We start from the raw sequence: 19,126 nt of genomic DNA, 5'->3' as shown, positions 1-19,126 counted from the left end.
ACTATGTTCTGAACCTGAAAAAACGGTCGGGCGCCTTTATGGCGCTCGACCTGTCTGGAGAGATACGAATGTCGTTGAACCCTGATATCGCCGCGTTCCTGCAACTGGTCGGCAACGGCCGGGCCAGTGGCAAGCGCGTTGGCATGCATGAGCTGAGCCCGGCAGAGGCTCGCGAACAGTTTGATCAGTCGTCGTTGTTGATGGACGCCGGCGGCGAAGAGCTGGTTGTGGTGGATGAACTGCAATTGCCGGTGCGCGATGGCACGCGTCTGAACGCGCGGATCTACAGCAATCAGCCTTTGAGTAGCGGTGCCGGGCGTCCGGCGCTGTTGTATTTCCATGGTGGCGGTTATGTGGTCGGCAGCCTCGATTCCCACGATTCTCTGTGCCGGGCGTTGGCTTCGATGGCTGATTGTGTGGTGTTGTCGGTGGCGTATCGGCTGGCGCCGGAGTTTCGCTTTCCGACGGCAGCCAACGACGCCCGCGATGCCTGGGACTGGCTGGTGGCCCGTGCTGCGGATCTGGGCATCGATGCCGCGCGTCTGGCGATTGCCGGTGACAGCGTCGGTGGCAGCCTGACCACGGTGCTCGCCGCGCAACTGACGGATGCGGCTGTGCAGCCGCGCTTGCAGGTGCTGATCTATCCGGTCACCGATGCCAGTCGCAGCACGCCTTCCATCGAGCAGTTCGGCGAAGGGTATCTGTTGGAGAAGGCTTCGCTGCAGTGGTTTTATGAGCACTATCAGCGTGATGCCAGTGATCGTCTCGATCCGCGTTTCTCGCCGTTGCTGGCTGAGGTTAACGCTAACGTTGCGCCGGTGCTGTTGGTGTTGGCCGAGTGTGATCCGTTGCACGATGAGGGCGTGGCGTATGCGCGTCACTTGCAGGCGGCGGGGGTTGCGGTGGAGCTGAAGGTTTATGAGGGAATGACCCACGACTTCATGCGCATGGGGGCGATTATTGATGAGGCTGAAGAGGCGCAGGAGCATATTGCTGGGTGCTTGGTAGAGGTGTTTGCTTTGGCTTGACGAGGGGGGGGGAATATCCGTTGCTGCGGGTGTTGCTGATTAGGGTTCCGCCCTTACGGCGGGTCACTTTTTCCAGACGCCGAAAAAGTAACCAAAAAGGCTTGCTCCTGCGTGCGGCCCGCTCGCTGGGGCTCGGGGTTCCTTCGCTCCGGGATCGATCCGGGCGCAGCGTCTCCGGTTTGCTTCGCTGCACCTACTCTCGCTGTGTTTGGCTGCGCCAAACGGTCGCTGCGCTCCCACCCCCGGATCAATCCCTCCACTCAGCCTTCCGACGTCGCCTTACAGATCAAGATCAAAAGCAGGCGAGCTGACACTCGGCCTATTGAGTGGTGAAGAGCACAGCGTGGTCGGCTTTGGGTTTGGTGGTGGATTTGCCCCTCACCCCAGCCCTCTCCCGAGGGAGAGGGAGCCGATTTGGGTGTTTTTCAAGATCTGAGTTCGACTCGGTATTTCACGTCGGCGTATCCCTCCCAAACAGCCCGATCAGTCCCCTCTCCCTCAGGGAGAGGGCTAGGGTGAGGGGCTCTTGATCTGGCTTTTGATCTTGCTTCGGCTTTTGATCTTTTGCCCCATCGGCAGGCCGAGCGTAGGTGTTCATCCCGGGGGTTAGGCGCGCAGCGCCGTGCGGCGCAGCCGCACACATCGAGAGGAGGTGCAGCGAAGCAAACCGTAGGCGATGCCCCCGGATGGACACCGTAGCGAGGGAACACTGAGCCTAAGCGAAGTGCCGTACGCCAGGGGCAAAGCCTTTTGCTTACTTTTTGGCGTTTGAAAAAGTGAGTCGCTGTAAGAGCGAAACCGCCAGCGGCAGCACCCGAAGCAACGGATATACACCCAAAACCCAAGATCCCAACCCCCCAAAAGCCTGGTCGGCCCACAGGCCGCCAAGCCCAAATCAGCCCCAAAAAAAACGCCGGCAAATGCCGGCGTTTCAGTGAGCGCAAAACGTATTACCAGTTGTAGGTCACGTCAGCAGTCATGGTACGGCCTTCGCCGTAGTAGCAGTCGAGGGTCCCGTTGCACGCGGCAACATACTTCTCGTCGGTGATGTTCTGCAGGTTAGCCTGCAGCTTCACACCTTTGACATGTAGAGGCGATTTTTCCAGATCATAGGAAACCATCGCGTCATACACGGTGTACGACGGTACCTGGAAGGAATCCGACTCGTAGTCCGAGCCGTAGCTTTGTTGTACGTAACGAGCACCCAGGCCCATGCCGAAACCGGCCAGAGCAGTAGAAATGTCGAAGTCGTAGTTGATCCACGCCGATGCGGTCAGCGGCGGAGCCATGGCCACGGTGCGACCTTCGCGACCGTCGTTGGCGCTGTGCCACTTGGTCTGGTTACGCGACACGGCGGCCAGTACGCGCAGGTTCTGCGTGACATTGACCTTGCCTTCCAACTCTACGCCACGCGAACGCACCGTACCGCTCTGCACGCTGAACCCCGGGTTGTTGAGGTCGGTGGTCAGCATGTTGTCCTGGTCGATCTGGTAAGCCGACAGCTGAATGAAACCGTCGACGAAGGTCGGTTCGTACTTGATACCGACTTCGTACTGCTTGCCGGTGGTCGGTTCGAACGCACCACCGCCGATGTCAGTACCGGTTTGCGGCAGGAACGATTCGGCGTAGCTCACGTAAGGGGTGATGCCGTTCTCGAACTCGTAGCCAAGGCCGGCGCGACCGGTGAACTTCTCGTCTTTCTGGTTGCTGTGACCACCGGTCAGCGGTTGCTTGTTGTCGGTTTCGGCGAAGTCGTAACGACCGCCGAGGGTCAGGAACCACTGGTTCCAGCGCAGTTGATCCTGAGCGTACAGACCGGTCTGGGTGATGGTGTTATCCCATTTGTACGGCTGGCGGAAGTTGATCGCGCTGCCATACACCGGGTTGTACAGGTCGATACCCGGAGCAGTGCGGTCATACAGGCCAAGGAACTTCGAGTTGAAGTGGTAGTAGTCCACGCCCAACAGCACGGTGTGGTCGATATCGGCAGTCTTGAACTTGGCCTGGGCAATGTTATCGAGGCCGTAGACCTTGTTGTGCTGCGACCAGTCCACGGCGTAACGGCTCTGGAAGCTGCTGTCGTTGAGGCCGGTGACCGGGTTGGTCGGGAACGAATAGCCGTGCAGCGGCGCGACGTACTGGTCGTTGACGTCGGCGTAACGGGCATTCTGCTTGAAGGTCCAGACGTCGTTGAGTTCGTGAGCGATTTCGTAACCGACGACAAACTGCTCGCGATGGTATTTGTTCACGTCCGGCTCGCCGATGAAGCGGCTGCGGCTGATGCGACCATTGGAGGTGCTCTTGACTGTGCCGAACGCTGGCAGGCCCTGGGCTTCCGGTACGTCGTGGTCCTTCTGGTACTGGCCGAACACGGTGATGGTGGTGCGGTCGTTCGGCAGCCAGGTCAGGCTTGGCGCCAGCATCATGCGGTTCTGGCTGGCGTAGTCGATGGCCGAGTTGCTGTCGTTGACCACACCGGTCAGGCGATAGAGGAATTCACCCTGATCGTCGATCGGGCCGCCGAGGTCGAAGGCACCGTAGGCGCGGTCGTAGCTGCCGCCACCGATCTTCACTTCGTGCAGCGGTGTCGCGGTCGGACGCTTGCTGACCATGTTGACGATGCCGCCAGGCTGGTTCTGACCATAGAGCACCGAGGCCGGACCTTTGAGCACTTCGATGCGCTCCAGGGTGTATGGGTCGATCTGCAGCGAACCGCCGGTGCTGCCGCCGCCGTAAGGCATGTGCAGGCCGTCGAGGTACAGCGGAGTCGGGGAGAAGCCGCGGGAAGTCGGCTCGTCAAAAATCTTCACGCGGTCGGCGAATCCGCCACCAGTGATGCCCGGGGTATAACGCAGGGCCTCGGTGACCGATTGCGAACCGCGCATCTTGATTTCGTCCTGGGTGACGACGTTGATCGTCTGCGGGATGACCTTGATTGCCGTATCGGTTTTCGAACCCGTGGCGCTGCGTTTGGCGACGATCCCGTCGACCGGACCCCAGGCCGATTCCGCGGTGGCGGAGATGTTGGTCGGTGCCAGATCCAGACTGGCGCCGCTGTTGCTGCGCGAGCGCAACGCGACGTTATTGCCTTCAACGCTGTAGGCAATGTCGGTGCCGTTGAGCAACTGCGCGATGGCGGCAGTCGGTTCCAGGTTGCCGCTGACCGCGCTGCTGCGCAGACCACTCACTTCATCCGGGCTGTACAGCACCTGAAGGTTGGTCTGGCGGCCGAATTCCTGCAAAGCGCTCCCCAGCGACTGGGCAGGAATATTGATCGCCACGGCCGCAGCCTGCGCCTGGCCGATCATCGGCAAGGTCAGAACCATGGCGCACAGCGCTGGCAACGTGGAACGGAAAGAACGGCGGATCAGCAGAGCCTTGGCGAGCGGGTGGAGTCCGTGCGGTGCGGGCATTATTCTTCTACTCTTCAAAGTGTTGACTGAGAACTATTTCTATTAACTGTAAATAAGACGTTGAACCTTCCGAAAACCGGAAAGGCTCAACGCACTTTTTTTACAAATTTTTCACAATCAGGCGGGTTGAAGCTCGGTGACCACTTTGCCGGCGCTCATGCGCACCAATTGGTCGGCGACATCGAAGTAACGATCGTCGTGGGAAATGACGATGATGGTTTTGCCCAGACGCTTCAGGTCAGGCAGCAGCTCGGTGTAGAAAATGCGGCGGAAGGTCGGGTCCTGGTCGGCGGCCCATTCGTCGAACACCAGCACCGGACGCTCTTCCAGCCATGCGTTGATCAACGCCAGACGCTTGCGCTGGCCGGTGGACAGGTCGGTGGTGGTGAACGAACCGTCACGCACGCTGACCTTGTGGGCGATTTCCAGACGCTGCAGGTATTTGTTGGCGTCTTCCGGGATATGCGTGTCGCCCTGGACCACGTCGTCGAACAAGTAATAGTCGGCGAAAATCGTCGTGAACAACTGACGATAATCATCGCGGGTCGCGGCGTCGATGATCTGCTGGTTAAGGCGGATCTCACCCTGTTGCGGCGCGTACAGGCCCAGCAGCAGCTTGATCAGGGTGGTCTTGCCACAGCCGTTTTCACCGACGATGAAGATGATGTCGCCCTGTTCGATTTTCAGGTTCACCGGGCCGAGACGGAACGGTGCCGCACCTTCCACGGTCGGGAAGCTGTACGACACATCGGTCAGTTCGAGGCTGTGCACAACGTTGTTTTTCGGGCCTTGATCGCTGAGCAACAGATGCGGTTCGGGCGAGGAGAACTGCTCCGACAGATCGGCGATGCGGCGGAAGGCGATCTGTGCGCGGCTGACAATCGGCAAGGTGCTGATCAGGTGTTCCAGCGGACCTTTCATGTACAGCAACACCAGCACGAAACCGCTGATCACCGCTTTATCGGCGCTCGGCCACAGCGATTGCAAGCCCAGCGCCAAGCCGATGACCACAAAAAACAGCATCGAACCGAGGGTTTTGGCGATGACGAACGTATTCACCGAGCGCACCTGGGTGTCGCAGATCTTGTTCGCCGTTCCTTCGATACCGGCAACGAACATACGGTGGCGGCGAGGGCGGTGGATGCGCAGTTCTTTCGCGCCTTCAGCCACGGCGTGGTAGTTTTTCTGCAACTCGTCTTCGTAGTCGCGGGCCTTCATGAAGCCCTGCATGCCACGCCCGCGAGCAATGTACTGAATGATCGTGCTCAGCAGAATCGCGACCACCACCATCAAAAACATCGGCCATGACAACATCGCCAGATAGCCCATGCAGCCCAGGGTGACGGTCATGGAAATCGCCAGCGGGGCGAAAGCGAAAGCGAAGTCGCTGATGGTGTCGACGTCGTGGGTCAGCACCGGGATCAGACGATGGCTGCGATAGCGCTCGATCTGTTCAATGGGGGCCGAGAGGACTTTCTCGCCCAGCTCCTTACGCAGTTTGGCAATGATGTGCTGGCCGACATAGTTGGTGCCGATGTCGGAGAAAATCGAACTGGTCAGGGCCAGCAGGCACAACCCGGCGAAGATAACGACCACGGTGTTGCTCAGGTCGCCTTCGGTGTGCAGCACGCTGTTGATGGTCGCCAGCAGCGCGGTGACACTCAGACCACCGACCATGCCGAGCAGGGTCGAGACGGTCACGATCAGCCGAAAGGGTTTGAGCAGGGCGAACAATTCTTTGATCACCCCGCGTGTTGGTTTGCTCATGGAGGTTCCCTGCTTGAAAGAGCGGCGAAGGCCGCTATTGATCGCGGACTTCGCCTGGATGACGTAGAGGGCGGTGGCGCACCGTGGCGGTTCGCGCTCACCTGTAAAACGACTGGCAGGACGGCTAATTTAGCCGGCGATGGCGTTACAGATCGCGGGCGACGCGAAAGCCGATCCAGTCGCCGCGCGTGTCGGTGTAGGTGGCATTGCGGTTACCGGAGCGGGAGAACACTGGCGCTTCGCCCCAGTCGTTGCCTCGGATGCGGCGGATCTCGCATTTGCCGCTCAGCCAGGCGCTGCCGTCGCTCGGTGCGCCGACGTAGTTTTCGTTGTAGCAGTCGGCGGTCCATTCATAGATGTTGCCGTGCATGTCGTACACGCCGAAGGCATTGGCTGGAAAGCTGCCGGCCGGCGCCGTGAAGTTGTAGCCATCGGCGGCGCCGTAAGTGTTGGCGTGTTTGGCGATGCTGTATTCCTTCCCCTCATCGAATGGGAAGGGGAACGGCCCGGTGCTGCCACCACGTGCGGCGTATTCACGCAGGGATTCGCTGACCAGTCGATATTGCTTGCCGGTCTTTTTCGACAGCCACGCCACGTACGCTTCGATTTCAGGAAAGTCCATGCACACTGCTGGGTGCTTGTCGGTGTACTGTTTGCGCGGGTCGCTACCCTGATAGTCGGGGATGCCGGCCTTGCACGCGCGACCGGGGCGGGTGTCGCCGTCGGGCATCTTGTAGCCGCTGTCCTTGAGGTACGCATCCCACTCGCCGCGCAGCACCTGAAAGCGGCTGATCGCCAACGGTTGGGCAAACGTCACCGGGTGCATCGGGCCTTCGTCAGGCTCACGGCCGACCTCGTCATCCGGGGTGCCCATGGTGAAGGTGCCGGTGGGCAGCACAACCATTTCCGGGCAGTCCTTGCAGTCCTTGAACACCTTGCCCGGCGCCGCAGGCGTGGCGGCCAGGGCAACGCCAGGCAGCAGGCCAGCGGCGAGGGCGGTGAGCATCAGCGCCGGCAGGGTCTTGAGAGGAAAACGACGCAGTTCACTGTTCATGGCGGGTCTCGCTAAAAGAAAAAGGGAGCGCTCAGAGGGCTTGGTCGAGCACGGCCAGCAGACGGTCGATTTGTGCTTCGTCGTTGAGCAGCCCGGGGGCGGTGCGGATCACCGGGCCGACATCGCGGTGGACGGCATCGGCGACCACACGGTTGGCCATCAGGTGCGCAGCGATCTTGTCGCTGTCCTTGCCCTTGACCCGGAAGAATGTGAAACCGGCGGACAGCGCAGGACTCAACGGCGTGACGAGTTCGATTTGCGGACGTTGTTGCAGGCGCTGTTTCAAGTAACTGTTGAGCGCGTGAATGCGTGCTTCGACATCAGCCTTGCCCAGTTGCAGGTGCAACTTGAACGCCTCGTCCAGTGCCCAGCGATGCTCGAACGCGTGGTAGCCACCCGGGGTCATGGTGGTGGAAAACGCTGTGGCTTCGGAGAACGTCGGAATAACCGGCGTGACGTATCTGACGTCTTCGAAGCGGCTGCAGATGATCCCGGTACCGCGTGGGCCGAACATCCATTTATGTGTGCCGGCGATGAAGAAGTCGCAGTTCATTTGCGCGAAGTTGAGGTTGTCCACGCCGAAGCCGTGCACGCCGTCGACCACATAGACGATCCGGTCGGCATCGCTGCGACCGCGATTGTGCTTGTCGACGATTGCGCCGATCTCGCCGATTGGCAGTTTCAGGCCGCTGCCCGAATGTACCCAGCACATGCCCAGCACGCGGGTTTCGGGGCGTATGGCGTTGTCGATGTTGGCGAGGATTTCGGCTTTGCTGGCGCTGTACACATCCTTGAACAACGGGATCTTGCGCACCCGCGTGCCATCGCGTTCGGTGCGCAAGGCGAGGATGGTGTGGGTGGCGTAATGTTCGTGGACGGTGGTGAGAATTTCCTGGTCGGCGCGCACATGCACGCCGCCATAAATCGTCGCCAGGCCTTCGGTGGTGCTGCCGGTCAGCGCGATCTGCTTGGCGTTGGCCTGCAAGTAGCGAGCGGCCCAGACCCGCACGTTTTCCTCGCGCTGTTCGATCACGCCCAGGTCCCAATCCATCGCCAGACCGGGGTTTTTGTCGAGGGCCGCGCGATGCTGCTCGATGGCCTCGCGCACCGGTTTGGGGTGCGAGGTGATCAGAAAATTGGAGAAGTGCAGCCAGTCCGGGTCCTGATCGAACAGCTGTTGCAGCTGCGCCCACTTGTTGCGCGGCAGCGGCGCAACGGCTGAAGCACTGGCGAGCGTGGGCAGGCTCGCACCCAGTGGCAGCGCCGCAGCCAGTATCCCGGCCTGCTTGAGAAAAGCACGACGATTGCTCATGGCCTAGCGGTTCCCGGTGCAGCGGCCAGTGCCGGTTTCGCGGCTTTCTCGACCTGATCCCAGACCCGCAGGAAGTTGCCGCCCCACAGTTTGGCGATATCCGCCTCGGAATAACCGCGCGAGATCAACTCGGCGGTGACGTTACGGATCTCGCCAACGTTCTCGAAACCTTTGACGCCGCCACCTTCGTTGAAGTCGGAGCTGATGCCGACATGATCGATGCCGATCTTGCGCACCGCGTAATCGATGGCGTCGCCCAGGTCCTTGAGGCTGGCTTTCGGCTCTTCTTCGAGGATGCCGTAGAGGCGGCCAGCGTACTGGCCGAACTTCTGTTCGGACCACGCGGCAATGATCGGATCACCGGGCATCAACGCCATGGCCAGGTTTGGCAGGGGCGGCAGATCGAAGTCCTTGCGCATCTCATTGAGTTTGTCTTGCGTGGTCTGCGTCAGTGGGCGCAGGTATTGCGAGAATGCGACGATCTGCACCACGCCGCCACTGTTCTTGATCAGCTGCATTTCCTTGTCGCTGAGGTTGCGTGGAATATCGACCATCGCGCGTGGCGCCGAGTGCGAGGCGATCAGCGGCGTGCGGCTCAGTTGCGCGACTTGCTCAAGGGCCTTGGTCGACATTTGCGAGACGTCGATGATCACGCCCAGATCGTTCAGGCGCTTGACCGCTTGCTTGCCCAGATCCGAGAGACCGTCGAGGGCGTCCGGTGAATCATTGAGGAACGGCAACGGACGCGATGAATCAGCCCAGTCGTTATTGCCGATGTAGCTGAAACCGAACATGCGCATGCCGCGCGCCGTCCACATATCCAGCAGGCTCAGATCGTGGCCCAGCGGGTAGGCGTTGAGCATGCTGATGAAAATCGCGAATTTGCCTTCGCCGTGCAGACGACGGAAATCATCCGGGGTGTAGGCGATGGCGACCTGATTGGGATAGTCGCGGACCATGCCGGAGATGATCTTGAAGCGAATTTCCTGCTGGTTGCGCGCCTCGTCAACGAAGCCGGGTGTTGGCTTGTGCGGTGCGTTCGGACCGTTCCACATTTCTGGCCAGCCGAAGATGGTCAGTGCCGCGCCGGACAGGCGACCGCGATTGGCTTTGGCCAGATCGAACTGGCCGTCACCGTCCTTGTCGGCCTCGTGGCCGTCGGTGCCGAAGTTCTGCGTCAGGCTGACATGGCTATCGAAAGAGAGCATGCGTTCGTGCAGCTCATCTGCCTGTTTCATGACTTTGACCGGGTAGCCCAGGTCATCCTTGAACCAGTGTTGCCATACGGCAAAGCCTGCGCCGGCGCTGATCGCCAAGGCTAACGGCAGGCCAATGAATAGAGCCTTTTTCGAACGTGGTTTTGTCATTGCCATCTCAGTCGGGTTCGCCATTGAGGTGCAGGCGCGGGGGCCTTTGCTATCTGGGAAGAACGAGTGGATGGCCGTGGAATTTAGGTTGCCAGGTTAAAAGATCGCAGCCTTTGGCAGCTCCTACAGGGATATACATTCCATGTAGGAGCTGCCAAAGGCTGCGATCTTTTCAAACCCACATAAATTTACCTGCGCAACAAACGTTCTAGCTTGGATAAAGCCTGCTTCATGGCTGACACAGGTAGGGCAATGAAGATTTCTCGACGATGGTTCATGGCAGGCCTGGCGCTGACTGGCGCTGCCGTGCCGGCGGCTTATTTTGGGCATCGTGAATGGACGAAGCCGGATCCGACGATCACGCCGGGCGAGGCCTCTTTTGATGTGGCGGACATGGCCGGTCAGCGCCTGGCGAACGCCTTGCGCGGGGTCTGGGATATCCGTTTCGAAGGCGCTGACGCGGGCCTTGCAGGCTTGCCGCAGAAAGGTCTGCAGGTGCTTCTCGACATTGGCCATAAAGGTCGGGGCGTGTGCGGTTTTCTCGATACGCCGGAGCGTTTGCGCTCTGGCGAAACACCTCGTTACCGAATTCTCGGTGATCTGGCCAAGGCCGATGCGGCGAAACTGAGTTGGCGGTTGATCGGCGCCGATGGCCAGATCAGCTATGAGCTGGACATGATCCTCGATGAGGTCTGGGCCGATTTCGGCAATGCCGGCAGCGGCACTCTCAGCGGCAAAGCGCTGCGCCTCGACCGGCCGTTGAATTTGCCTGCGCAGGACAACCGCTTCGTCGCGGTCAAGCAGCTGTTTCCCGAAGCCCGCGAGCGCACGCCGCTGAACGCGACGCTGCTGGCGTGGTTGATTTCTCCTGAGCATCGCCTGTTCCACCAGTTGTGGCATGCGACGCGCGACAAATGGCACAAGCTTCCCGAGGACAAGCGCGAGGCGCTGCGCGGGATTGGCTGGCAGCCCGGGCCGCGTGACAAGGAGCGAGATGCCCGTGGCCCGCGCAAAGATCGCAACGGCTCCGGCGTGGACTTCTTTTTCATGCACCGGCACATGCTCGGTACGGCGCGTTCCATGCAGGACCTGCCGTCCTGGGAGTATTTCCCGCTACCGCAGCCGGAGTTGATCCGCGATCGCATCGGTTTCGCCCGCTACTTCGACAACCACGACGGCACGGCTTTGCCGCCAACGTGGACGGCGGCGGGCGACGATGAGTTCAGTCAGTGGGTCAGCGACATCAAGACTGCTGAAACCTATGAAAGCAACTTCCAGGTCTGGGAGTCGCAATACCGCGATCCGGCGTATCTGGCGAAACTCACGTTGGGGCAGTTCGGCTCCGAAGTGGAGCTGGGGCTGCACGACTGGCTGCACATGCGTTGGGCTTCGGTGCCGCGCGATCCTTCCAATGGGCAACCGGTGCCGTTTGCACGGGATCCGGCAGACTTCGCTGCGCGCTGGTACAACGCTGAAAACGACTTCCTCGGTGACCCGTTTTCATCCCACGTCAACCCGGCGTTCTGGCACTTTCATGGCTGGATCGACGATCGCATCGAAGACTGGTTCCGCGCCCATGAGCGTTTTCATCCGGGTGAAGTCAGCCGCCTGCAGGTCAATGGCGTGCAGTGGTTTGCGCCAGGGCGTTGGGTCGAGGTTGATGATCCGTGGCTGGGGCCGATCACCCATGGCTGCAGCACCACGCCGGGTCTGCAGGTGGGCAAGTCGGTGGAAATGGATCCGGAAACCATGAAACTGGCGCTGCGCATCACCTTCATCACCGACGAAGAAAAACTTGCCGGGCTGTTCCGCCGCGTGCCGCAACGACCGTGGTATGCGCGCAATCTGAAGCCTAAAACCAGCCCGGCTTGAGGGCTGCGTCATCGTTCATTCGCGAGCAGGCTTGCTCCCACAGGATCAGGTGTTGCTCGCAGATTGCGCAAACACAGCCATTCATTGTGGGAGCGAGCCTGCTCGCGAAAGCGGTCTGTCAGGCAAAGCTATTACTGCGTCCACCCACCGCCCAGCGCCTTGTACAGCGCAATGCTTGCCTGCACTCGTGACAGCCGCAGTTGCGCATTCTGGTCCTGCGCGGCATACAGCGTGCGCTGGGTTTCCAATACCGTGAGCAAATCTTCAGCACCGGCCTCGTATCGACTTTGCGCAATGTTGAAAGCGGTCTGCGCCTGATTCAATTCTTCGTTCTGCCACAACCGCTGCTCGTCCAGCCGACGAATGCTGTTGAGGGCTTTTTCCACGTCGGCGAAACCGTTAATGATCGCGCCACGATAGGTTTCCAGCAGCTCTTGCTGGCGTGCCGTGGCCTTGTCGCGTTCCGCGCCGAGGCGACCGTTGTTGAAGATCGGTGCGACCAGCCCGGCGGTCAGGTTGTAGAACGGGCTGCGAATCAAATCGTCGAACTGGTTGGCGCCTGAGCCGAGCTGGGCGGTCAGGGTCAGTGCTGGCAACATCGCCGCTCGGGCGACTTTGACGTCAGCTTCGGCGGCGGCCAGTTGTGCTTCGGCGCGCGCGATGTCCGGACGATGAGAGAGCAACTCGCTGGGCACGCCGGCGGCAATATCAGGCCATTGCAGGTGATCGAAGGACTCTGTCGGCGACAGTTGCTGCACCGGTCGGCCGAGCAGGGCGGCGAGGCTGATCAACGCTTCCTGGGCTTGCTGTTGCACGCGCGGCAATTGCCACTGCTGGGCGGCGACCAGGCTCTTCTGCTGTGCCAGTTCCAGCGCGGTCGCCGAGCCTGAATCAAAACGCGTCTGCACCAATTTCAGCACGCTTTGTGCGTTGGCCAGATTGAGTTCGGCGATGCGGCTCTGCTCGCGCAGTGACAGGGTTTGCGCATACGTGCTGGCTACGCCGCTGAGCAATGTCAGCTCGACGGTTGCCCGGTCGAATTCGCTGGCCTGCAAAGTGAACTGCGCGCTGTCCCGCGAGGCGCGTTTGCCGCCCCAGAAATCGATTTCGTAAGTGGCACTCAGATTGGTGTCGAAGTAGTCCACGGCTTTGTTGCTGCTGTTGGCATCGAGCTGGCTGTAGCCATTGCCGCGCAGCAGTTTCTGCCGATTGGCATTGAGCCCGGCCTTGACCTCCGGCAGCAGTGAGCCGCCGGCGATCACCGTGCCGGCCTGCGCCTGGCGCACGCGGGCAACGGCGGCCGCGAGGTCGAAACTGCCGACGCGGGCCTGTTCGATCAGGCGATCCAGCTCGGGGCTGCCGAACTGCGTCCACCACTGCAGGTTGTTGCGGGCGCTGCTGGCGCTGTGCGGCGACTGCCAGATCGCGGGCGCTTGCACGCCACTGTCGGGGCGTTGCACGGGACTGCCGCAGGCGCTGAGGATCAGGCACACGGTCAATAAACTGAGGCGCGGTTTCATAGATCGATCATTCACTGGTAAGGGCCGTGACCGGGTCGAGCCGGGCAGCTTTGCGGGCTGGCATGAAGCCGAAGACAACACCGGTGACAAGGGCGCAGCCGAAAGCGCCGAGCACTGCCATCAACGAGAACGCGACGGCCACTTCGCTCAGAATCAGCACGCCGCCAACGATCAACGCCAGGGCGATGCCGGCAATGCCGCCGACCACCGAGAGCATCACTGCCTCGGTGAGAAACTGGCGCAATATGTCGCGCTGCCGCGCACCGGTGGCCATGCGGATACCGATCTCGCGGGTACGTTCACGCACGGTCATGAGCATGATGTTCATCACGCCGATGCCGCCGACCAGCAGGGAAATCGCGGCAATCGAGCCGAGCATCAGCGACAGGGTATTTTGCGTGCGCGCCTCGGCCTGGATCATTGCGGCATTGTTGGTCAGCTCGAAATCCTTCTTGCCGTTGTGCAAGCGCAGCATGAGCTGCTCGATGGCTTCTTCGGCGTCCTTGACCTTGCGTGCGTCGGTGGCGGCGATGGCCACGTATTCCGGATCGCGGGTGCCGAACAGCCTGACGCTGGCGGCCGAGTAGGGGATGGCGATGCGGTTGTCGCTGTCGGAGTCGCCAGAGCTGGCGCCTTTTTCCGCCAGTACACCGACCACCTGAAACGGTACGTTCTCGATCAGGATGTATTGGCCGATCGGGTTGATCACGTCCTTGAGCAGTTTGCTCCGGACTTTGTGGCCAATCACCGCCACTGCGGCGGCGTTCGCCTCGTCGGCCTCGGTGAAATAGCTGCCTTGCACCACCGGCCAGTTGAAGATCGCCGGGAAGTTGGTGTCGTTGCCGCCGACGTAACTCAAGTGGTCGGCATTGCCGAACCGCACACCGGCCTCGGCGCCGTTGACCGGCATGATCCGTTGCACTTGCGGCAGGCTCGCCAGTGCGCGGACGTCGTCGAGGGTGATGATCCCCGGTGGCGTGCGCGGATTGGGCGCCGAGCCGCTGAGGTAAATGATGTTCGAACCGAACGCGCCCATCTGCGCCATGACCTGACGCTTGCTGCCTTCGCCGACCGCAAGCATTACCACTACCGAGGCTACGCCGATGATGATGCCGAGCAGGGTCAGCGCGGTGCGGAAGCGATTGATCCACATCACCCGCCAAGCGGCGTGCAAGGCGTCGACTAGTTCGCCTTTCCAGGCGCCGGTGGCTTCGGCGCCTTCGACCAGGCGTTTGCGCAGATCGACGGCTTGCAAGGCGCCAGGGTTGGCGCTGGTCTGGGCTTCGGGGTTGTCCTTGGCGCTGTCACTGATGATCAGGCCGTCGCGAATTTCAATGATGCGTTTGGCCCGCGCCGCCACTTCGCGATCGTGGGTGATGAGAATGACGACGTGGCCCTGACTCGCCAGTTCGTCGAGCAGCGCCATGACTTCCTTGCCGCTGTGGCTGTCGAGGGCGCCGGTCGGTTCGTCGGCAAGAATAATGTGGCCGCCGTTCATCAACGCACGGGCAATCGACACCCGTTGTTGCTGGCCGCCCGAGAGCTGGTGCGGACGGTTGCCGGTGCGTGAGGCCAGGCCGAGGCGGTCTAGCAGGGCGGCCGCGCGGGCGTGGCGCTCGGCGGCCGGAGTGCCGGCATAGATCGCCGGCATCTCGACGTTTTCCTGGGCTGAGCCTGACGGAATCAGGTGATAACCCTGGAACACGAAACCAAAGGCTTCGCGGCGCAGCCATGCGAGTTCGTCGCTGTCGAGGCCGGCGACGTTTTCCCCGGCGAAGCGGTATTCGCCGGACGTCGGGCGGTCGAGGCAGCCGAGGATGTTCATCAGTGTCGATTTGCCGGAACCGGATGCGCCGACAATTGCCACGAATTCGCCGGCGTGGATCGACAGGTCGATGCCGCGCAGTACATGAACTTCAGGTGCGTCGCCGCCGCCGTAGGATTTGCGGATGTCCTGCAGATCGATCAAGGGCGTTTGCATTCAACCACCACTGCCGTCAGCGGGGCCGATGAGCAGGTGATCACCTTCGTCAAGTCCTTCGAGAACCTGCACCTTGAGCCGATCGCTGATCCCGGTACGTACCTCGCGCGACTGGATCTTGCCGTTGGCAGCGACCACTTGGGCTGTTTGCAGGTTGGCGGTAGCGCTGCCTTGCAGAGCAGCCACTGGGGCAGTGAGGACGTCCCTGGCCTGATCAGCGACGAAAAACACCTGGGTAGTCATCTCGGCCATCAAGGCGTTATCGGCGTTATCGACGTCGAGCAAAACCGTGTACAGCACGACGCGAGCGCTGCCGCTTTTACTGCTGCTGGCCGGGCTGCCGCCGCCCTGGCTGGTCTGATCGAGCGGTTTTGGTGGCACCGGCAGAATTTGCCGCACGGTGCTGCTCCAGCGCCGGTTGCCGCCGCTGAGGGTGGTGAAATAAGCCGTCATGCCCGGTTTGACATGGCCGATATCTGCCTCGGAAACCTCGGCCCAAACGGTCATCGGTGACAGCTTGGCGATGCGCAGGATCAGCGGTGTCTGCTGTTGCGCGTTGAGGGTCTGGCCTTCGCGGGCATCGAGGGCGACCACGGTGCCGGCCATTGGCGCATAGATCCGCGTGTAGCCGAGCTCGGCCTGATCGCTGCGCAGGCTGGCTTCAGCCTGACGGATTTGCGCCTGGAACATGTCGATGCGCGCTTGCGTGGCTTTCAGTTCGGCGCGGGCGGTCTGCACGTCTTCCTCGCGGGTTGCACCGCCAGCCGCCAGATTCTGTTGGCGCTGATACTTCTGTTGCGCCAATTCGTGCTGGGCACGTTGTTCCTGCAATTGCGCCTTGAGGTTCTCGACCGAGAAGCGGCCGGCGTCAAGCTTGGCCTTTTGCGTTGATGGATCGATTTCCACCAACAACTGTCCTTCCTTGACCACGTCGCCGACTTCGACATGGATTTTCTGAATCTGCCCGGAGGCTTGCGCGCCAACATCCACGTAACGACGCGGTTGCAGTGTGCCAAGCGCGGTGACGCTGCTTTCGATGTCGCCACGGGTCACTTGCACAGTGGTGAATTTATCCCGACCTGGCGGCAGGATCTGCCACGCAGCGTACGCGACAGCGGGGATCAGACAAAGGACTACGAGCAGGGCGCGTCGGGCGGGGCGGGGACGTTTCATGCAGGGTTCCGGCCAGTGAAAATCGGCCCGTCGTTCGGCTGGCACACAGATTCGGGCAGCACTGAACGCTGTCGCAAGGTGCGACAGACACGGGGAGCTGTCCTGTAAACGATGGAAGTGCAGGAGAATTTAACTGCGGACATACGAAGTTACAGCTATAGAGCAGCACTATTTGTCGGTCAACGATAAACACCACTTTAAATCTATATGAGAATTACTATAAATTACGCACCTCAAGTTGCCACTATCTTGCTACTGCGTTTTGCGCAGGGGTCAATCAGTGAGCTCAAGGACAGAACCCGCAGGTTTGCGGCCGGGAGTCATGTTGGAAAACTACTATCGCGAGCTGGTGTGTTTCCTGAACGCCAAGCTCGGCAACCGTCAGGTTGCCGAAGATGTGGTGCATGACGCCTATCTGCGAGTGCTGGAACGTTCCAGCGACACACCGATCGAGCAACCCCGCGCCTTTCTCTACCGAACCGCGCTGAATCTGGTCATCGACGATCATCGGCGCAACGCTTTGCGCCAGGTCGAGTCACTCGACGTGCTCGATAATGAAGAGCGCTATTTCACCCCGTCTCCCCACGGCAACCTTGATCATGGCCAGCGCCTGGAGATGCTTCAGCGTGCGTTGGCCGAGTTGTCACCGCTGTGTCGCGAAAGTTTTCTGCTGCGCAAGATCGAAGGCCTGTCACACCCGGAAATCGCCGGGCAGCTCGGCATTTCCAAGGCTCTGGTGGAAAAGCACATCGTCAATGCCATGAAGCATTGCCGCCTGCGCATCAAGCAATGGGATGCCCATTGAGCCGTCCGCGTTAAATTTTAATTCACTGTCCTCGTTCCTACTCAACAGACGACCTGCTGTCCTGCTCAAGGCCAGTCAGGTCACTTAGGCTCTCCTTGCCCCTTGTTGAGGGGTTCATCCAGAGGACACTGGAAATGACTCAGGCAATTGCATCGCCCATCGTTCACGACCTGATCGGCGTCGGTTTCGGCCCTTCGAACCTGGCACTGGCCATCGCTCTGCAAGAGCGCGGCCCGACCCAAGGCGAGCTGGATGTGCTGTTCCTCGACAAGCAGGCCAACTACAGCTGGCATGGCAACACCCTGTCGACGCAGAGCGAGTTGCAGATTTCCTTCCTCAAGGATCTGGTGACCCTGCGCAATCCAACCAGCCCGTACTCGTTCGTCAATTACCTCAAATATCACGGTCGTCTGGTCGACTTCATCAACCTCGGCACCTTCTATCCGTGCCGTATGGAGTACAACGACTACCTGCGCTGGGTTGCCGGGCAATTCGCCGAGCAGAGCCGTTACGGCGAAGAAGTGCTGACCATCGAGCCGGTCCTGCACAACCACCAGGTTGAAGCGCTGCGGGTGATTTCCCGTGGCAGCGATGGCCAGCAGCATGTGCGGACCACCCGTTCGGTGGTGGTCAGCGCCGGCGGCACGCCGCGCATTCCGGAGGCGTTCAAGGCGCTGAAGGGCGACACTCGTGTGTTCCACCATTCGCAGTACTTGTCGCAAATGGCCAAGCAGCCATGCGTCAACAATAAACCGATGAGCATCGCGATCATCGGTGGCGGACAGAGTGCGGCGGAAGCCTTTATCGATCTGAACGATTCGTTCCCGTCGGTACAGGTCGACATGATCCTGCGCGGCTCGGCACTCAAGCCTGCCGACGACAGTCCGTTCGTCAACGAAGTGTTCTCCCCGGAGTTCACCGACCTGGTGTTCCAGCAGAACAGCGCCGAGCGTGAGCGTCTGGTCAACGAGTACCACAACACCAACTATTCGGTGGTCGACATCGACCTGATCGAGCGCATCTACGGCATCTTCTATCGTCAGAAGGTGTCCGGGGTTGCCCGTCACGCGTTCCGTACGTTGACCACTGTCGAGAGCGCTACCGCGACCGAAAACGGTATCGAACTGGCCGTGCGCAACAACGCCACCGGCGAAGTCACCGTGCGCAACTACGATGCCGTTGTTCTGGCGACCGGCTACGAACGGCAGATGCACCGCAAACTGCTGGCACCGCTGGAAGAATACCTGGGCGACTTCGAGGTTGATCGCAACTACAAAGTGATCACCGACGAACGCTGCAAGGCCGGCATCTACATGCAGGGCTTCTGCCAGGCCAGCCACGGTCTGAGCGATACGTTGCTATCGGTGCTACCGATTCGTGCGGACGAGATTGCCGGTTCTTTGTATGAGCATGGCAAGAACCGTGGGCATCGTTCGATGGCGGATCTGCTGTTGGCAACCGCCAGCTAAGATCAGCGGCGCCTGATACACCGCTATCGCGAGCAGGCTCGCTCCCACAATGGTTCTGTGTACGCAGGACAAAATGTGGGAGCGAGCCTGCTCGCGAAGGGGCCATCAAAATCACCGCAAAATCCGAATCCTGAACCCTTCCTGAACACCCGCCACATTCCCCGACACACCTCCTTTTGCCGGTTTACTCTCCCATCATCGGGGCGTAAGCTTCGCGCGTTTTCATCAATAGCGGAGACCCACAGTGGGTACTTGTTCGAGTGACAGTTGTCGGCCGGTCTCGGTAACCGGCAGATTCTCGGCAAGATAACGCGCAGACTTTCTCTGTCGTTGTCTCGCCGTAAAAGCGAGCAGCGGCATCCCGT

12 protein-coding genes are annotated in these 19,126 nt (G+C 60.6%); 4 read left to right on the top strand and 8 right to left on the bottom strand.

Annotation, left to right across the window (positions count from 1 at the left end; all coding sequences use genetic code 11):
- The first annotated feature begins 68 nt into the window (after positions 1–68).
- Positions 69–1,028: an alpha/beta hydrolase gene (locus ACOYXE_RS13010; protein WP_160057110.1), complete on the top strand. Its 960-nt coding sequence runs from the start codon at positions 69–71 to the stop codon at positions 1,026–1,028.
- 950 nt (positions 1,029–1,978) lie between these two features.
- Here the strand turns inward: ACOYXE_RS13010 and ACOYXE_RS13005 are convergent.
- The 5 genes from ACOYXE_RS13005 to pvdM all read right to left on the bottom strand — a co-directional run bounded on the left by ACOYXE_RS13005 (position 1,979) and on the right by pvdM (position 9,941).
- Entirely contained in the window at positions 1,979–4,441 is a 2,463-nt protein-coding gene (locus ACOYXE_RS13005; protein WP_160057111.1) for a TonB-dependent siderophore receptor, read from the bottom strand.
- Positions 4,442–4,558: 117 nt separating this feature from the next.
- Positions 4,559–6,208, bottom strand: coding sequence for a cyclic peptide export ABC transporter (locus tag ACOYXE_RS13000; protein WP_102900914.1), 1,650 nt, complete (start codon positions 6,206–6,208; stop codon positions 4,559–4,561).
- 145 nt (positions 6,209–6,353) lie between these two features.
- The gene (gene pvdO, locus ACOYXE_RS12995) at positions 6,354–7,262 is read right to left on the bottom strand and encodes a dihydropyoverdine dehydrogenase (RefSeq protein WP_460929538.1); all 909 of its coding nucleotides are present in this window, start codon (positions 7,260–7,262) and stop codon (positions 6,354–6,356) included.
- A gap of 31 nt (positions 7,263–7,293) precedes the next feature.
- Positions 7,294–8,574 carry a pyoverdine-tailoring periplasmic protein PvdN gene (gene pvdN, locus ACOYXE_RS12990; protein WP_405121997.1) on the bottom strand — a complete coding sequence of 427 codons (1,281 nt, stop codon included), beginning with the start codon at positions 8,572–8,574 and terminating at the stop codon, positions 7,294–7,296.
- Entirely contained in the window at positions 8,571–9,941 is a 1,371-nt protein-coding gene (gene pvdM / locus ACOYXE_RS12985; protein ID WP_405121996.1) for a pyoverdine-tailoring dipeptidase-like protein PvdM, read from the bottom strand. Before pvdM ends, pvdN begins: the two co-directional genes overlap by 4 nt.
- Positions 9,942–10,193: 252 nt before the next feature.
- On the opposite strand from pvdM, the gene pvdP reads away from it, so the two are divergent.
- Entirely contained in the window at positions 10,194–11,813 is a 1,620-nt protein-coding gene (gene pvdP / locus ACOYXE_RS12980; protein ID WP_405121995.1) for a pyoverdine maturation tyrosinase PvdP, read from the top strand.
- Between the two features lie 131 nt (positions 11,814–11,944).
- On the opposite strand, the gene ACOYXE_RS12975 is transcribed toward pvdP, so the two are convergent.
- The 3 genes from ACOYXE_RS12975 to ACOYXE_RS12965 are packed head-to-tail and all read right to left on the bottom strand — an operon-like array spanning position 11,945 to position 16,487.
- Positions 11,945–13,333 carry an efflux transporter outer membrane subunit gene (locus tag ACOYXE_RS12975; RefSeq protein WP_460929534.1) on the bottom strand — a complete coding sequence of 463 codons (1,389 nt, stop codon included), beginning with the start codon at positions 13,331–13,333 and terminating at the stop codon, positions 11,945–11,947.
- Positions 13,334–13,340: 7 nt separating this feature from the next.
- Positions 13,341–15,314 carry a MacB family efflux pump subunit gene (locus ACOYXE_RS12970; RefSeq protein ID WP_160057118.1) on the bottom strand — a complete coding sequence of 658 codons (1,974 nt, stop codon included), beginning with the start codon at positions 15,312–15,314 and terminating at the stop codon, positions 13,341–13,343.
- The gene (locus ACOYXE_RS12965) at positions 15,315–16,487 is read right to left on the bottom strand and encodes an efflux RND transporter periplasmic adaptor subunit (RefSeq protein ID WP_160057119.1); all 1,173 of its coding nucleotides are present in this window, start codon (positions 16,485–16,487) and stop codon (positions 15,315–15,317) included.
- A gap of 322 nt (positions 16,488–16,809) precedes the next feature.
- On the opposite strand from ACOYXE_RS12965, the gene ACOYXE_RS12960 reads away from it, so the two are divergent.
- On the top strand, positions 16,810–17,292 hold the full coding sequence (locus ACOYXE_RS12960; RefSeq protein WP_160057120.1) for a sigma-70 family RNA polymerase sigma factor: 483 nt from the start codon (positions 16,810–16,812) through the stop codon (positions 17,290–17,292).
- 134 nt (positions 17,293–17,426) lie between these two features.
- Complete coding sequence (locus ACOYXE_RS12955) at positions 17,427–18,761, top strand: lysine N(6)-hydroxylase/L-ornithine N(5)-oxygenase family protein (protein WP_405121992.1); 1,335 nt, start codon at positions 17,427–17,429, stop codon at positions 18,759–18,761.
- Positions 18,762–19,126: the final 365 nt, after the last annotated feature.

It is taken from the genome of Pseudomonas sp. MC6, from assembly GCF_054790575.1.
Note: the sequence above shows the minus strand (reverse complement) of the source record. Positions and strands in the feature narration are given on the sequence as shown.

Bases quoted from the DNA above. Each gene is read 5' to 3' on its own strand.
- ACOYXE_RS12975 (WP_460929534.1), bottom strand. From the start codon at position 13,333: ATGAAACCGCGCCTCAGTTTATTGACCGTGTGCCTGATCCTCAGCGCC.
- ACOYXE_RS13005 (WP_160057111.1), bottom strand. From the start codon at position 4,441: ATGCCCGCACCGCACGGACTCCACCCGCTCGCCAAGGCTCTGCTGATC.
- ACOYXE_RS12955 (WP_405121992.1), top strand. From the start codon at position 17,427: ATGACTCAGGCAATTGCATCGCCCATCGTTCACGACCTGATCGGCGTC.
- pvdN (WP_405121997.1), bottom strand. From the start codon at position 8,574: ATGAGCAATCGTCGTGCTTTTCTCAAGCAGGCCGGGATACTGGCTGCG.
- ACOYXE_RS12970 (WP_160057118.1), bottom strand. From the start codon at position 15,314: ATGCAAACGCCCTTGATCGATCTGCAGGACATCCGCAAATCCTACGGC.
- ACOYXE_RS12965 (WP_160057119.1), bottom strand. From the start codon at position 16,487: ATGAAACGTCCCCGCCCCGCCCGACGCGCCCTGCTCGTAGTCCTTTGT.
- ACOYXE_RS12960 (WP_160057120.1), top strand. From the start codon at position 16,810: ATGTTGGAAAACTACTATCGCGAGCTGGTGTGTTTCCTGAACGCCAAG.
- ACOYXE_RS13000 (WP_102900914.1), bottom strand. From the start codon at position 6,208: ATGAGCAAACCAACACGCGGGGTGATCAAAGAATTGTTCGCCCTGCTC.
- pvdP (WP_405121995.1), top strand. From the start codon at position 10,194: ATGAAGATTTCTCGACGATGGTTCATGGCAGGCCTGGCGCTGACTGGC.
- ACOYXE_RS13010 (WP_160057110.1), top strand. From the start codon at position 69: ATGTCGTTGAACCCTGATATCGCCGCGTTCCTGCAACTGGTCGGCAAC.
- pvdM (WP_405121996.1), bottom strand. From the start codon at position 9,941: ATGACAAAACCACGTTCGAAAAAGGCTCTATTCATTGGCCTGCCGTTA.
- pvdO (WP_460929538.1), bottom strand. From the start codon at position 7,262: ATGAACAGTGAACTGCGTCGTTTTCCTCTCAAGACCCTGCCGGCGCTG.